This window comes from Variovorax gracilis (assembly GCF_030317115.1).
Lineage (GTDB): Bacteria > Pseudomonadota > Gammaproteobacteria > Burkholderiales > Burkholderiaceae_C > Variovorax > Variovorax gracilis.
Window position 1 is genome coordinate 243,450 of the sequence record NZ_JASZYF010000002.1, and the last position, 14,406, is coordinate 257,855.

Below are 14,406 nucleotides of genomic sequence, written 5' to 3' on the forward strand. Positions count from 1 at the left end.
ATATCGTTGTTCGGAATCCTTCGTTGTCGATGAGCGGGGTGATTCCTACGATCGCCGACTTCGTCACAGGCGCTGTCGCCTCCAAGGATTCCTCATGGCCTCACACATCACGACCCCCTTCTCGTTGGCCGAGTTGCCGTCGCGCCGCCGCGCCCTGAGATCGCTGGCCTCGCTGGCTGCCGTGGGCGCCGGGGGCCTCGCGCTGGCCGCCTGCTCGCGCAATGAAAGCGCCAACACTTCCTCCGCGGGTGCCCCGGCGGTCGTCGGCAAGACCGGCGACAAGGTCGCTTTCAAATACCCCAACAACCCGTCTTTCGACCTCATCTACCTGGCCGACGAGCTCGGCTACTTCGAAGGCACGAACACGCGGCCCGAATACGTCGGCAAGATCGCTGCGCCGCAGATCATTCCGCTCGTGGGCACCGGCGAGATCGACTTCGGCTCGCGCATGGTGCCCCTGGTTATCTCCGCGATCGCCTCGGGCGCCGACCTGAAGGTCGTCGCTGCCGGCGGAAAGACGCTGGAGGAAGCGCCGCACATGAAGTACTTCGTGCGCAAGGACTCCGGCATCCGCGCACCCAAGGATCTCGAAGGCAAGACGATCGGCTTCAACAGTTTCGGAGCCTGCGCGGAGTTCGTGACGAAGAAGTACCTGCGCGAAAAGGGCGTGGACGTGAACAAGATCAACTTCCTCGTCATCCCCGACGAGCAGGCCGAGCAGACCCTGGTCACGGGCAATACGGACGTGGCGATCATCCATGCGCCCTTCTCCGGCCGCGCCGATCATGCCGAGCAGCTGGTGCGCCTGTGGAGCGACTACGACCTCGACGGCGGCCTGGGCGGCATGGCGCCATACAGCGCGCACGGCAAGTTCATCCGGGAACAACCCCAGGCGGTGCGCGACGTCGTCGTGGCCCTGGCCAAGGCGGGAAACTGGGTCAATGCGAACCCCGAAGAGGCGCGCAAGCTCGTCTCCAGGCGCATCAACATGGCGATCGAGAACGTCGACCGCTACGCCTATGTGGAGGATCTGGTCGTGACGGAGCCACCCATCCAGTACTACATCGACATCCTGCAGTCCGAGGGCAAGATTCCCGCGGGCAAGGTGGCGATCAAGGACGTCTACACCAACGAGTTCAACCCCTTCGCCGCCAAGCCGGCGAAGGCCTGAGGCGAGGACCGACGATGACGGTCAAGATCTCGGCGCGCGACGTTCGCATGGACTTCCCCGCGCGCGGCGCGCAGGAGCGCGTGCCAGTGCTGCGGGGTTTCGACCTCGACGTTCGGGAAGGCGAATTCCTGTCGGTGCTCGGCCCGTCGGGTTGTGGCAAGTCGACCTTCCTGAGCATCCTGGCCGGACTGACGGCGCGCACCGGCGGGCACATCACCATCGGTGGCCAGGCGCTCGCGGGCGTCAATCGCAACCAGGGCGTGGTGTTCCAGGGCTACGCGCTGTTTCCGTGGCGCACCGTGCTCGACAACATTGCCGTCGGGCTGGAGATCCGCGGCATGAGCCGCGAGGCGCGGCGTCGCACCGCGCAGGAATACCTGGAGCGTGTCGGCCTGCAGGGTTTCGGCAACAGCTATCCGCACGAGCTCTCGGGCGGCATGAAGCAGCGCGTCGCGATCGCGCGATCACTGGCCTACCAGCCGGACGTGCTGCTGATGGACGAGCCTTTCGCCGCGCTCGACGCACAAACGCGCGAGATCCTGCAGACCGAGCTGCTTCGCATCTGGGAACAGGACCGCAAGACCATCGTCTTCATCACGCACAGCCTCGACGAGGCCATCTACCTCTCGGACCGCGTGGCGGTAATGACGCAGCGTCCGGGCCGGATCAAGGACATCATCGATGTCCCTCTGGCACGGCCCCGATCGAACGAGATCCGCAACTCGGCCGAATTCGTCGCGCTGCGCCAACGTGCCTGGGACGTGCTCAAGGACGAAGTGCAGTTCGGCGTGCATCCTGCTGCCGCGCGCTCGGCAACGCCCGGTCCTCTTCGCGCACTGCAGGAGGCTGTGTGAGCGCCGTCGACCCCATTCACGACCAAGGGACGCTCGAGGCCGTTGCACGGTCCCGCGATCTCCGCGCGCGGCGGCCCCTGGCCGCCCTCGCCCGCCGGGTGCGCGGCGCCGGCCGCATCGTCGAACGAGGACTGGGCATCCTGGTCTTTCTCGCGTTGTGGGAGGCCCTGCCCCGCCTCGGCGTCGTGAGCGACGCCTACCTGAGCCCGCCCTCCGCTGTGCTTGGCACGATCGTCCAGCTCGGCTTCGACGGGCAGCTCTGGAAGCACATCGCCGCCAGCCTGCAACGCTCCCTCTGGGGCTTGCTGCTCGCCATCGCTGCCGGGGTGACGCTCGGCCTGCTGATGGGTGGATGGCGAAGGCTGGAGAACATCGTCGACCCCGTCCTTCAGTTGTTCCGACAGACATCGGCCTTCGCACTGTTCCCGGTGTTCATCCTCTTCCTGGGCATCGGCGAACTGTCCAAGGTGGCGATCATCTTCTGGGCCTCTTTCTGGCCGGTGCTGCTGAGCACGATCAGCGGCGTCAAGCAGGTCGACCGGCTGCTGGTCAACTCGGCCCTCTCGATGGGCGCTTCTCGGCGCTTCATCTTCTTCAAGGTGGTGCTGCCCGCGGCGCTGCCGTCGATCTTCACCGGCGTGCGGCTGGCGGGTGCCTACTGCATCACCGCCCTCGTCGCGGCGGAGATGATCGGGGCGCATTCGGGCCTGGGCTTCCTGACCCTGAACTCGCAGGAGACCTTCCAGATCCCGACCATGTACAGCGGCATCCTGCTGCTGGCGGTGCTGGGCCTGCTGCTCAACTACCTGCTGGCCCTGCTGGAAGGCCGGCTGCTGCGCTGGCGCAAGGGATTGAGCCTCGATGATTGAGACGGCACCGAAGCGCGCGACGCCCAGGCTGCGCAAGAGACGCTGGCTCACCCCGCGCGCCGGCCTCGCGGTCGCGGCGCTGGTGGCCGCCGCCGCGGGGGTGGGCGCCTTGCGGAGCGAGACGCCTCTTGCGGCTTTGCCCCATGGCCCTGTCCTCGATCGAGCGGTCGCGCGCGGCGTGCTGCGCGTCGGCGTCCGCAGCTATCCGCGACCCGCACCGCCGGAAGCGCCGACACCCCCCGAGCCCGACAGCTTCGATGCGACCTTGGCAGCCGGACTTGCAGCATCACTGGGCGTACGGCTGGAGCTCGTAGGCCTGGCGCCGTACGCACAGGCCGCCGCCTTGCGCCGGGGCGATGTCGACGTGGTCTTCGCCGGCGTGCCGGAGTCCCGGGAACTGGAGGGCGTGACCGTCGCGCCGGGCGACTACAGCCCGGGCAGCGGCATGGTCGTGACGCTGCGCAAGGGCCGCATCCAGGACAAGGCGGCCCTGCAGGGCGCCACCGTGTGCGTCGGCGAAGGCTCCAGCTATGCCCGCACGGTGGCCTCGCGCTACGGCGCGGTTCCGCGGCGCTATCCCTCCGGCGTGCACGCGGTTTCGGCCTTCATGGCTGGGGAATGCGCCGCGCTGGCGGAAGACATCGAGGTCCTGGATCGCCTGCTGCGAGACGAACAATGGCGCTTCTATCGGCCGCTCATTACTTCGCTCGAAGCCGTCGACGGCGCCGGTGCGCGCCTGCAGGAGGGTGACGCCGCCTCTCGCGACTACCTGTCGGCCGCGCTTCGTCGCTGGGAATCCGACGGCACGCTGGACCGTGCGCGCGTTGCGCGTGGAGGCAATCTCCGCCTGGAGATCGCACAGCTCAAGGACGGACTGGTGTGCCACTCCTGAAGACGCTGGCGACTGCACCCGACCCGCCCGGCGCCCGGGCGCTCGGATGCGGAGGTCGCGCCAGCCCCAGATGCTCGCGCAGAGTGCGACCCTCGTAGTCCGTGCGGAACAGTCCGCGTCGCTGCAGTTCGGGGATCACGAGATCGGCAAAGTCCTTCAGGCCGTGGGGCAGCGTCGGCGCCAGCACGTTGAAGCCGTCGGCCGCGCCGGTGGTGAACCAGTGCTCGAGCTGGTCGGCGATGCTCTCGGCCGTGCCGACCAGCGTCCAGTGGCCCCGGGCGCCCGCCACTTTTTCGTACAGCTGGCGAATGGTGAGGTGGTCTCGCCGGGCCATGGCAGCGAAGAGTTCCTGCCGGCTCTTCCAGCCTTCGGTCACGGGCAGGTCCTGCGGGAAAGGGTCGTCGACCGAATAGCCCGAGAGGTCGACATTGCCGAGAAAGGTGGAGAGGAGCCCGACGCCAAGCGCGGGGTCGATCAAGCCCTGCAGTTGCTCGAACTTCTCCTGCGCCTCCTGCCGGGTCCGCCCGACGAAGGGCGAGATGCCCGGCAGGATCTTGAGCTGGTCCGGCGTGCGTCCATGCGCGGCGAGCCTGCCCTTCAGCGAACGATAAAAGGCCCGCGCGTCATCCGCCGTCTGCTGGGCGGTGAACACCACCTCGGCCGTGGCGGCGGCAAGATCCTGCCCATCACCAGAGGAACCGGCCTGCACCAGCACCGGGTAGCCCTGCGGCGCGCGCGGCGTCTGCAAGGCACCATGCACCGTGAAATGCTCACCTTCGTGCGCCACGCGATGCAGGCGCTGCGGCTCGAAGAAGCGGTTGGCCGACTTGTCATGGATGAAGGCATCGTCCTCCCAGCTGTCCCACAGCCCCTTCACGATCTTCACGTACTCGTGCGCCCGCGCATAGCGATGGGCGTGGTCGAGTTGCCTGGGCAGACCGAAGCTGCGGGCTTCGAAATCGCTGCCCGAAGTCACGAGGTTCCACCCGCTGCGCCCTCCGCTGATCTGATCGAGCGTCGCGTACTTGCGCGCCAGGTGATAGGCCGGCAGGTAGGTGGCGGAGACCGTCGCCACCAGGCCGATGTGCGTGGTCGATTGCGACAGCGCCGCCAGCGTGATGAGCGGGTCGAGCGGATACCACAGCGCGTTTTTAGCCACGACCGCATCGGGGGGCCCGGGAAGGCCGACGTTGTCGGCGAAGAAGATCGCATCGAACCTGGCCGCTTCGGCGATGCGCGTCCATTCCTTCAGCGATTCGATCCGGCTGGCCGCACCGGCATCCACGTCGGGATGACGCCAGGCCGCAAGGTGATGGCCGACGCCGAAGAAGAAGGCGCCGAGGTGCATCTGCTTTCGAGAGAGGGTCATGGGGCTTGCGGCGCGCTCTCCTTCAGGGCTTTGCGGCGACGACCGCATCGCTGATCCGGATGGGCTTCGGAATCAGCTTGAGCTGGAAGAAGGTGTCCGCAATCTTCTGCTGGTCCGCAGCGACGGCCGGCGTGATGGGCTTCACGTTGAACTCGTAGCGACGCAACGCCGTCTCGACCACGTCGACCGGCAGCCCCTGCAGCGGCGCAATCAGCTCGGCCGCCTGCCGCAGGTTCTTCTTCAACCAGATACCTTGCGTGACCGCGTCCTCGAACAAGGCATCGATCACTTGCGGGTTCCTGGTGACGAAAGCGCGCTCCCCCAGGTAGTACTGGTAGTTGTTCACCACGTTCGGCGTTCCGTCCGCGAGGATGCGTGCGCCCGTGGCCTTCTCGGCGGCAGCCTGGAACGGCTCCCAGATCACCCACGCATCGACATTCTTGCTCTCGAAAGCCGCACGGCCATCGGCTGGCGCCAGGTAGATGGGCTGGATGTCCGAGAGCGAAAGCCCGTTCTTCTCGAGCTGCTTCACGAGCAGGTAGTGCACGTTGCTGCCCTTGTTCAGCGCGACCTTCTTGCCCTTCAGGTCGGCAACCGACCGGATCGGTGAATCCTTGGTGACCAGGATGGCCTCGGCTTGCGGTGCAGCCGGGTCGAAGCCGACGTACACGAACCTGGCCCCGGCCGCCTGCGCGAAGATCGGCGGCGCCTCGCCGACATAGCCGACATCGACCGCGCCGACGTTGAGGCCTTCCAGCAGTTGCGGTCCCGCCGGGAACTCGACCCACTTCACGCCGAAGCCGAGCGGGGCGAGCTTTTTCTCCAGCGTGCCCTGGGCCTTCTGCAACACGAAGAGGCTGGCCGACTTCTGATAGCCGACGCGCAGTTCGCCCTTGGACTGGGCGTGGGCGGAGGGGCTGGCGAGCAAGGCCGCGATCAGCGCCATCGCGCCGGCGATCAGCACGCCGAGCGACATGAAACGCAGCGTCCATTGCGACGATCTGCGCATCGGACGGTCTTCGAAATCTTCGGAAGCGAGAAGCAACATGAGAGGGTCCTTGCAAACAAGAGGGAGGCAGCCGAGGTTCCGCCCTGCGCCTGACGCGGCGGATTCTGGTGCCGAGGCCTGCAACCGCCAAAGAAGGTTTTCGAGTTTCCTGATGCGCTTTTCATGCTGGACAAGCGCGCCCTCTCCGGGCCAAGGTGCTACGCCGCCATCCGGCGGACACCCATCCCGACACGCTACCCATGACCAGACCCCGCCAACTCAAGCTAGGCGCCTTCATGCGCCCAGTCAGCATCCACACGGGCGCCTGGCGCTATCCGGGCGCATTCGCAGACGCGAACTTCAACTTTGCGCACCTCAAGCGATTCGCGCAGACGCTGGAGCGCGCCCGCTTCGATGCCTTCTTCATGGCGGATCACCTCGCGGTACTGAACATGCCGATGGAGGCGCTCCAGCGCAGCCACACAGTGACCTCCTTCGAACCGTTCACGCTGCTGTCGGCGTTGAGCCAGGCGACTGACCACATCGGACTCGTCGCCACCGCCTCCACCACATTCGATGAACCCTTCCACATCGCTCGCCGATTCGCCTCGCTCGACCACCTGAGCCAAGGCCGCGCGGGTTGGAACATCGTGACCACCTCGAACCCCGACGCAGCCTTGAACTTCGGCCGCGAGGAGCACCTTGCGCATGGCGAGCGCTATGCGCGTGCGCGCGAGTTTTACGACGTGGTGACCGGCCTCTGGGACAGTTGGGCCGACGACGCATTCGTCCGCGACGCCGGGGCCGGCCTCTTCTTCGACCCGGCCCGGCTGCACACGCTCGACCACAAGGGCAAGTACCTTTCGGTGCGCGGCCCGCTCCACATCGCGCGGCCGGTGCAAGGCTGGCCGGTGATCGTTCAGGCTGGTGCGTCGGAACCGGGCCGTCAGCTCGCGGCAGAGACGGCCGAGGTCATATTCGCCGCGCCCGGAACGCTGGCCGAGGGCCGGAGCTTCTACGCCGACGTCAAGGGCAGGCTGGCCACCCTGGGTCGCCAACGGGACCACCTCAAGATCCTGCCGGCCGCGTTCGTGGTCGTCGGTGACACGGTCGACGAAGCGCACGCGATTCGCGCCCGGCTCGACAGCCTCGTCCACTACGAAAGCGCGATCGCTTCGCTGTCGATCGCGCTGGGCCACGACGCGTCGAAGTTCGATCCTGATGCGCCGCTACCCGACGTGCCTGAAACCAACGCCAGCAAGAGCAGCCGAGAGCGGGTGATCGCACTGGCACGACGCGAAGGCCTCACGGTACGCCAGCTCGCGCAGCGCCTGGGCGGCTACGGTGGGCTGGCGTTCGTCGGAACGGCCGCGACCATCGCCGACGAAATGCAGGAATGGCTGGAGAGCGAAGCCTCGGATGGTTTCAACATCATGTTTCCGTGGTTGCCCGGCGGCCTCGATGCATTTGCCGACAAGGTCGTGCCCGAACTCCAGCGCCGCGGAATCTTCCGACGCGAGTACGAAGGCAAGACCCTGAGGGAGAACCTGGGCCTGCCGCGGCCGGGCAACCGGTTCTTCCAGGCGGGCTGAAAAGCGATCGGGCCGGTTCGGGCGCCCGTCCTCGCGCCGGCGAAGCACCTCGACATGACGAAAGAGGCGCAAGATGGCGCCCTGCTCGTCGATGCGCCATGAGTCATTCATCTTCGTTCCCGGGATCTTCGATCACGAACGTCATGTCGCAGAGCCTGGCCTGCCTTGCGATCGCTTCGCTGGCAGCCTGCAGCGGGCTGGTTCGCGACGAAACCCGACCTGTCGTCATCGAGAACAGCCTCGGCATGAAGCTGGTCCGCGTGCCCGCAGGGGTGTTCACCATGGGCAGCGACGAGAGCGTCGAGCGCCTGGCGCAGGCCTACGCACCCTACGCGCGGGGCGATCTGCAAGCCCTCGGCGACGAAGCGCCTCGGCACGAAGTGCGCATCACCCGTGCGTTCTACCTGGGCCAGCACGAAGTCACGGTCGACCAGTTCCGGCTTTTCATCGAACGCTCCGGCTACGTACCCGAGTCCATCGCCGACGGCACAGGCGGCTACGGCTACAACGCAGCCTACGACCCGGCGACCTCAGCGCGCGGCGATGCCTTCGAGGGGCGCGACCCCCGGTACTCCTGGCGCAATCCCGGTTTCGCGCAGGCCGGTGACCACCCGGTGGTGAACGTCACGTGGAACGACGCCAAGGCCATGGCCGCATGGCTCAGCCAGAGCGAAGGCGCGGTCTACCGGCTGCCGAGCGAAGCCGAGTGGGAATATGCCTGCCGTGCCGGCACCTCGACGCGCTACAACACCGGCGACGCCCCGGCAAGCCTGCTGGGCTCGGCGGCGCTGCTCGATCTGGACACCGCACAACGCTGGCCGCGACGGCTGCCATTCGCGGTGCCCGGCCATGACGGCCATGAGTTCACCGCTCCGGTCGGAAGCTTCGCGCCCAACGCCTTCGGATTGTTCGACATGCACGGGAATGTCTGGGAGTGGGTCGCCGACTGGTACGGCGAGCACTACTACGCGGAATCGCCTCGCGACGACCCGCCGGGGCCGGGCACCGGCAGGCTCCATGTGCGCAGGGGCGGATCGTGGGCCAGTTCGGCCCTGTACGTCCGCTCGTCATATCGAAACTGGAACACGGCCGAGACCCGCTACACCCTGGTCGGCATGCGTCTCGCGCGCGAGTTGAAGCCCGGGGAAGAATGAGCGGTTGCGTTTGGGGGGAGTTGCGGATGGCGAGGCGATGGCATTCGTGGCAAGGTGCCCTGCCACCGGTCTTCTTTTGAGCATTGATTCCAAGGAGAACCCACGATGCAACGCCGACACTTTCTCCAGATGTCCACCACCACGCCCCTGCTCGGCATGCTGGGTGCCGCCCTGCCCTCGCTGGCGGGCGCCGCGCCGCGGCCGGCCGGCGAGGGCTGGCGCGCCTACGACGTGACGACCCATGTCGACCTGAGCGAACGCACGGGCCTTGGCCGCGTGTGGGTGCCGCTGCCGGCAAGGCAGCTCGTCGGCAGCGGCGGCGTGGAATACCAGCGCCTGGTGGACACACGCTTCGATGCACCGGGCGCGAGCCTGGCGAAAGTCGTGCGCGGCCCGGCCGACACTCAGATGCTGGTGGTCGAGTGGACTGACCCGAAGGTGCAGCAGCAGGTCACGCTGGTGAACCGCGTGGCGCTGCGCGACCGCGCCACCGACCTCGGCGTGGAGTCGCGCCCCGTCAACGCCAGCGCGGCCGACCTGCGCCCCTGGCTGCGTGCCACCGCGCTCAAGCCGACCGACGGCATCGTGGGCGACACCGCCCGCAAGATCACCGCCGATGCCGGGGCGCACACCGACATGGAGAGGGCGAAGGCGATCTACGACTGGATCGTGGCGAATTGCCATCGCGAGGGCAGCGTGCGCGGCTGCGGCACCGGCGACGTGAAATTCGTGCTCACCAGCGGCAACCTCGGCGGCAAGTGCGCCGACCTCAACGGCCTCTTCGTCGCGCTGGCCCGTGCCTCGGGCGTGCCCGCGCGCGACGTGTACGGCGTGCGCGTGGACGACTCGGCGCACGGCTACAAGAGCATGGGCAAGAGTGGCGACATCTCGAAGGCGCAGCACTGCCGCGCCGAGTTTTATGCGCGAGGCTACGGCTGGGTGCCCGTGGACCCGGCCGACGTGCGCAAGGTCATGCTCGAGGAGACGAAGGAAGGCTTGCCCGCCACCGACGCGCGCGTGCGCGCCGCCAACGCCATGCTGTTCGGCGCGTGGGAGATGAACTGGATGGGCTACAACCACGCGGACGAGATGCGCCTGCCCGGCGCGCGCCAGCAGGGTCCGATCGGCTTCCTGATGTATCCCAACGGCGAAACCGCCAATGGCCGGCTCGACAGCCTGGACCCGACCACGTTCCGTTACAGCATCGGTTCCACGCGCGTCGCCGCCTGACCATCGCCCCACCATGGCCACGCTGTGCCGCCGCGCGATGCTGCTGCGCGGGGCGGCGGCAGCGGTGGCGGCTTCGGTCGGTGCGGTTGCCGCGCAGGCACCGGTCGATGCCGGCAACACTCTAGCGCCGTGGCGTCCCGCCAGGGCGCCACGGCTCGATGCGATCGAGCTGCTCACCGGTCAGCGCCGCACCCTGGCCGACTTCGCGGGGCACCCGCTGCTCGTGAACTTCTGGGCCAGCTGGTGCGGCCCCTGTCGGGTCGAGATGCCGTCGCTCAACGCACTGGCCACCCAATTCGCCGCATCGCACGGACTGAAGTTCATCGCCATCAACCACGGCGAGATGCCCGAACGCGTGCAGCGCTTCCTGGCCGAAGTGCCGATTGCCGGGACCGTTCTGCTGGACCGGAGCCAGGCAGTGTTCAAGGCATGGGGTGGGCGGGGATTGCCCGCGACCTTCGTCTTCGACGCGTCGGGCATGCCGCAGGCCTGGGCCGAAGGGGAGCGCGACTGGGGGACGCCGGCGCTGATCGCTGCGTTGCGAGGCGTCGTGTCGCGCTGATGTTCCTGCCCCGCCGCCATCCTCACAATTGGCGATTGCCGACATCGAGAATCTGCCCAATACTGGTCGATCCGATCCAACTTCGCCGACTTGAACGACCTTCGCTCCGTGCGCCGGTCGCGGCGGCCACGACGCCATGAACACGTCCACCACGGCAACCCGGCTGCGCCAGTTCGACGACCTGCCCGGCCCGCGCGCCGTGCCGGTATTCGGCAACCTGCTTCAGGTCGACTCCGGCCGGCTGCATCTGCAACTGGAACAGTGGTGCGAGGAGCACGGCCCGATCTTCAAGCTGCGCCTCGGCCCTCGCCGCGCGGTGGTGGTGGGTGACCATGAACTGATTGCCGCGGCCCTGCGCGACCGCCCCGACGGCTTTCGCCGCACCACCAAGCTGGAGCAGGTGTGGACTGAACTCGGCCTGATGGGTGGCGTGTTCGGTGCCAACGGCGATACCTGGCGGCGCCAGCGACGCATGGTGATGGCCGCCTTCGACCCCGGCAGCGTGAGGCGCTATCACCCTGCGCTGCAACGCGTCGGACTGCGCCTGGCCCAGCGCTGGCAGCAGGCCGCGCGCCAGGGAACCTCCATCGATCTGCAGTCCGACCTGATGCGCTACACCGTGGACGCGATCGCGGGCCTGGCGTTCGGCGCCGAGGTCAACACGCTGCAGAGCGATGAGGACGTGATCCAGAAGCACCTGAACCGCATCTTTCCGGCCGTGTTCAAGCGCATCTTCGCGCCACTTCCGACGTGGCGCTGGTTCCCGTCGGCCGAAGATCGCGCTGTGGTGCGCAGCGTGGCCGCGGTGAATGCGGCCGTCGATGGCTTCATCGTCGAAGGACGCAGGCGACTCGAGGCGAATCCGGCCCTGCGCGAGCACCCGTCCAACCTGCTGGAGGCCATGCTGGTCGCCGCTGACGAACCCGGGAGCGGAATGGACGACAAGCAGGTGGCAGGCAACGTGCTCACCATGCTCCTGGCCGGAGAAGACACCACCGCCAACACCTTGGCCTGGATGATCCACCTGCTCTGGCAAAACCCGAAGGCGCTGGCCAAGGCCACCGAGGAAGTGCGCCGCGTGTGCGCCGACGGCCAGCCGCCCACTGTCGACCAGATCGGACAACTGGACTACGTGGAAGCCTGCGCCCACGAGACCATGCGCCTGAAGCCGGTGGCCCCGCAGAACGCCATGCAAGCCCTGCACGACACCACGCTGGGCGACGTGCACATCCCGACCGGCATGGTGGTGATCGCCGTGATGCGGCGCGACGCGGTAAGTGAGCGCCACATCCGCGATGCCGCCAGCTTCGACCCCGAACGCTGGCTGGCGGACGGCCATCCCGGGCAGACCGCGGGCGCCGCCAAGCGCATCTCGATGCCCTTTGGCGCCGGCCCGCGCATCTGCCCCGGCCGCTTCCTCGCCCTGGTTGAAATGAAGATGGCGATGGCGGTCCTGTTGAGCCGATTCGACATCCAGGACGTGGGCACTCCCGACGGCAAGGAGCCTCGCGAACTGCTGCAGCTTGCCATGGCACCCGTGGGATTGACGATGAAGGTGCGCGAGCACGCCATCGGTGCCGAGGCCTGAGATCGCGCGTGCCTCTCCTGGTCAGGGCGTTGGTGCGGCGATCGGCAAGATGGACATCACGCGCCAGGCCCCTCCCGATCTCACGAGCACCTGGTTGAGATACAGCCGGGCGACTTGGGGAGCCTGCCCGGCAGCGCCCGTCGTGAATTGGACCGGCACATGGATCTGGGCGACGTCGTCGCTGATCGCCACAACACGCAGGTTTCCGTATTCGGGCTCCAGCCGCCACGTGCCTGCATAGAGTCTGGCGAACTGCTGCAGCGCCCCGTCGCGCCCCCAGATGACCGTTCCACGTGTGATCCACAGGAAGCCGGCGGAGTCGGCAAGGATTCCCTCCAGAGCCTTGGCGTCATGCGCGTTCTGTACTTGAACGAACCGCTCGAAGGCGGCCCGCACCTCGTCGTCGGCCGCCGCGCAGGCCGTGCCTCCGGCGCAGAGACAAGCTGAAATCAACAGCGCCGTCGGGCGCAGCCTTGGCAAGACGTTCATGATCGACTCCTCGGAAAGTGGTCAAGGGCCGGCAGGCGCCGGTGCTAGGATCATTCCGGCTTCCCTCATGCCAGTCCCTGCATGACGACTGGATTTCTCCTGCAATTGGCCTGAGGCACGGGGGTTGGGCGACATGGACAGTCACCAGGCGATCTTTCGATGCGGCAACATCCTGCTGGTGCCCAGCGAGCGCCTGCTCCTGCAGGGAGGCCAAGCGGTGGAGATCACCGGCAAGGCTTTCGACATCCTCGTTGCGCTGATCCGTCATCCCGGGCACCTCGTGAGCAAGGATCAACTGCTCGAACAGGTCTGGCCGGGGCTTGTCGTCGAGGAAGTCAATCTCAGCGTGAACGTATCGGCGATCCGCAAGGTCCTGGCGCGATCGCCGAATGGCGCCGGATGGATCGAGACGGTCGCGCGCCAGGGCTACCGCTTCGTCGGCCCCGTCGAGATCGGAGACATCTCGACCTTGAACCTGGCGCAGTTGCGCGGCAGCAACGACCTCGCTTCGACGGTTCCCGATCGGGCAACAGCACCCGCTCGATCACGGCGGATGGGCGCCTGGCTTCTCACGCTGGCACTCGGCGTCGTGGTGGCCGCATGGCTTGCCTTTCAAATGCCCGGCGCGGAGACGGGGTCATCCGGACGGAAACCCACCGCCAATGAGGCGGCGTACCGCGCCTATCTGCAGGGCCGATTTCTGTGGAACGAGCGCACCGAAGACGGTCTCAAGCGCTCCATCGATCATTTCCGCCGGGCCATCGAACTCGACGCGAACTTCGCCCTCGCCTACGCTGCATTGGCGAATGCGCACACGACGCTCGGATACCTGAGCTACGTGGCGCCGGTCAACTCGTTTCCGGTTGCCCGATCCCATGCCCTCAAGGCGCTCGAACTCGACCCTTCGCTCGCCCAAGCCCACGCATCGCTGGCCTACGTCAAGTTCTATTTCGACTGGGATTGGGCCGGTGCGCGCGAGGAATTCGTGCGGGCGATCGACTTGAACCCCGCTGATCCCGTATCTCATCAGTGGTACGCGGTGTATCTGCTGGCGGCAGGCGATCCCGATCATGCCTTCCGCGAAATCGAGACGGCGCACCGCCTTGATCCGCTGTCTCTCGCCGTCAATACCGACATCGCATTTCACCACTACTACAACGGCCGCGAGGCCGAAGCCATCGCGCAATTGAAATCGGTTCTCGGGATGAAGAGCGACTTCCTGCTTGCGCATCTGTGGATGGCCCGGTCCCTGGTCGAATCCGGCCGCTATGACGAGGCGCTTGCGGAAACCGCCAGCGCGGAGCGCTCGGCGCGCGAATGGCCCGTGCTGGTCGCCGCTCGCGGCTACACCTATGGCGTTGCAGGTCGGGAAGATGACGCGCGATCGGTGCTTGTGGAGATGGAGGGACTGTCAAGACATCGCTTCGTCACCGCCTATGGGATGGCGCTCGTGCATGCGGGTATCGGCGAGAAGGCTCAAGCCTTCGATTGGCTCGACAAGGCGTTCGAGGAGCGCTCCAACTGGCTCGTGTGGCTGCGCCTGGACCCGCGCTGGAAGTCGCTTCGCGAGGATGGCAGATTCGCCACGATGGTCGAGCGGTTGAAGTTTCCACCGTGATGGGCGACGCATTGCGAAGGTGCCGGCGGA

13 protein-coding genes are annotated in these 14,406 nt (G+C 67.0%); 10 read left to right on the top strand and 3 right to left on the bottom strand.

Features of this window, described 5'->3' with window-relative positions; translation table 11 throughout:
- Positions 1 to 94: 94 nt before the first annotated feature.
- The 4 genes from QTH97_RS06780 (at position 95) to QTH97_RS06795 (ending at position 3,786) form a co-directional block, all read left to right on the top strand.
- A complete protein-coding gene (locus QTH97_RS06780; protein WP_286567329.1) occupies positions 95 to 1,171 on the top strand; it encodes an ABC transporter substrate-binding protein in 1,077 nt (358 codons plus the stop codon).
- A gap of 14 nt (positions 1,172 to 1,185) precedes the next feature.
- Entirely contained in the window at positions 1,186 to 2,025 is an 840-nt protein-coding gene (locus tag QTH97_RS06785; protein ID WP_286567330.1) for an ABC transporter ATP-binding protein, read from the top strand.
- A 98-nt stretch (positions 2,026 to 2,123) separates the two neighbouring features.
- Positions 2,124 to 2,894: an ABC transporter permease gene (locus tag QTH97_RS06790; RefSeq protein WP_444813400.1), complete on the top strand. Its 771-nt coding sequence runs from the start codon at positions 2,124 to 2,126 to the stop codon at positions 2,892 to 2,894.
- Positions 2,887 to 3,786, top strand: coding sequence for a transporter substrate-binding domain-containing protein (locus QTH97_RS06795; protein ID WP_286567331.1), 900 nt, complete (start codon positions 2,887 to 2,889; stop codon positions 3,784 to 3,786). The genes QTH97_RS06790 and QTH97_RS06795 overlap by 8 nt, the downstream gene beginning before the upstream one ends.
- Here QTH97_RS06795 and QTH97_RS06800 read toward each other — a convergent pair.
- Both QTH97_RS06800 and QTH97_RS06805 read right to left on the bottom strand, forming a co-directional pair.
- Positions 3,758 to 5,155, bottom strand: coding sequence for an LLM class flavin-dependent oxidoreductase (locus tag QTH97_RS06800; RefSeq protein ID WP_286567332.1), 1,398 nt, complete (start codon positions 5,153 to 5,155; stop codon positions 3,758 to 3,760). The two genes, QTH97_RS06795 and QTH97_RS06800, sit on opposite strands and share 29 nt — an antisense overlap.
- Before the next feature lie 22 nt (positions 5,156 to 5,177).
- The gene (locus QTH97_RS06805; protein ID WP_286567558.1) at positions 5,178 to 6,101 is read right to left on the bottom strand and encodes a sulfonate ABC transporter substrate-binding protein; all 924 of its coding nucleotides are present in this window, start codon (positions 6,099 to 6,101) and stop codon (positions 5,178 to 5,180) included.
- Positions 6,102 to 6,403: 302 nt separating this feature from the next.
- Here QTH97_RS06805 and QTH97_RS06810 point away from each other — a divergent pair, with 302 nt between their 5' ends.
- From QTH97_RS06810 to QTH97_RS06830, 5 genes are all read left to right on the top strand, one after another.
- Entirely contained in the window at positions 6,404 to 7,735 is a 1,332-nt protein-coding gene (locus QTH97_RS06810) for an LLM class flavin-dependent oxidoreductase (protein ID WP_286567333.1), read from the top strand.
- 98 nt (positions 7,736 to 7,833) lie between these two features.
- Entirely contained in the window at positions 7,834 to 8,889 is a 1,056-nt protein-coding gene (locus tag QTH97_RS06815) for a formylglycine-generating enzyme family protein (RefSeq protein ID WP_444813391.1), read from the top strand.
- A 105-nt stretch (positions 8,890 to 8,994) separates the two neighbouring features.
- Positions 8,995 to 10,119: a transglutaminase-like domain-containing protein gene (locus QTH97_RS06820; protein ID WP_286567334.1), complete on the top strand. Its 1,125-nt coding sequence runs from the start codon at positions 8,995 to 8,997 to the stop codon at positions 10,117 to 10,119.
- A 13-nt stretch (positions 10,120 to 10,132) separates the two neighbouring features.
- On the top strand, positions 10,133 to 10,681 hold the full coding sequence (locus tag QTH97_RS06825; protein ID WP_286567335.1) for a TlpA family protein disulfide reductase: 549 nt from the start codon (positions 10,133 to 10,135) through the stop codon (positions 10,679 to 10,681).
- 136 nt (positions 10,682 to 10,817) lie between these two features.
- Positions 10,818 to 12,269 (top strand): cytochrome P450, encoded by a 1,452-nt coding sequence (locus QTH97_RS06830; protein WP_286567336.1) that lies wholly within the window; start codon positions 10,818 to 10,820, stop codon positions 12,267 to 12,269.
- Positions 12,270 to 12,290: 21 nt separating this feature from the next.
- On the opposite strand, the gene QTH97_RS06835 is transcribed toward QTH97_RS06830, so the two are convergent.
- The gene (locus tag QTH97_RS06835) at positions 12,291 to 12,758 is read right to left on the bottom strand and encodes a nuclear transport factor 2 family protein (protein WP_286567337.1); all 468 of its coding nucleotides are present in this window, start codon (positions 12,756 to 12,758) and stop codon (positions 12,291 to 12,293) included.
- 133 nt (positions 12,759 to 12,891) lie between these two features.
- Here QTH97_RS06835 and QTH97_RS06840 point away from each other — a divergent pair, with 133 nt between their 5' ends.
- Positions 12,892 to 14,376 (top strand): winged helix-turn-helix domain-containing protein, encoded by a 1,485-nt coding sequence (locus QTH97_RS06840; protein WP_286567338.1) that lies wholly within the window; start codon positions 12,892 to 12,894, stop codon positions 14,374 to 14,376.
- The last annotated feature ends 30 nt before the right edge of the window (positions 14,377 to 14,406 follow it).

Excerpts from the sequence above, each read along its gene's own strand:
- QTH97_RS06780 (WP_286567329.1), top strand. The coding sequence starts at position 95 with ATGGCCTCACACATCACGACCCCCTTCTCGTTGGCCGAGTTGCCGTCG.
- QTH97_RS06785 (WP_286567330.1), top strand. The coding sequence starts at position 1,186 with ATGACGGTCAAGATCTCGGCGCGCGACGTTCGCATGGACTTCCCCGCG.
- QTH97_RS06795 (WP_286567331.1), top strand. The coding sequence starts at position 2,887 with ATGATTGAGACGGCACCGAAGCGCGCGACGCCCAGGCTGCGCAAGAGA.
- QTH97_RS06800 (WP_286567332.1), bottom strand. The coding sequence starts at position 5,155 with ATGACCCTCTCTCGAAAGCAGATGCACCTCGGCGCCTTCTTCTTCGGC.
- QTH97_RS06805 (WP_286567558.1), bottom strand. The coding sequence starts at position 6,101 with ATGGCGCTGATCGCGGCCTTGCTCGCCAGCCCCTCCGCCCACGCCCAG.
- QTH97_RS06810 (WP_286567333.1), top strand. The coding sequence starts at position 6,404 with ATGACCAGACCCCGCCAACTCAAGCTAGGCGCCTTCATGCGCCCAGTC.
- QTH97_RS06815 (WP_444813391.1), top strand. The coding sequence starts at position 7,834 with ATGAGTCATTCATCTTCGTTCCCGGGATCTTCGATCACGAACGTCATG.
- QTH97_RS06820 (WP_286567334.1), top strand. The coding sequence starts at position 8,995 with ATGCAACGCCGACACTTTCTCCAGATGTCCACCACCACGCCCCTGCTC.
- QTH97_RS06825 (WP_286567335.1), top strand. The coding sequence starts at position 10,133 with ATGGCCACGCTGTGCCGCCGCGCGATGCTGCTGCGCGGGGCGGCGGCA.
- QTH97_RS06830 (WP_286567336.1), top strand. The coding sequence starts at position 10,818 with ATGAACACGTCCACCACGGCAACCCGGCTGCGCCAGTTCGACGACCTG.
- QTH97_RS06835 (WP_286567337.1), bottom strand. The coding sequence starts at position 12,758 with ATGAACGTCTTGCCAAGGCTGCGCCCGACGGCGCTGTTGATTTCAGCT.
- QTH97_RS06840 (WP_286567338.1), top strand. The coding sequence starts at position 12,892 with ATGGACAGTCACCAGGCGATCTTTCGATGCGGCAACATCCTGCTGGTG.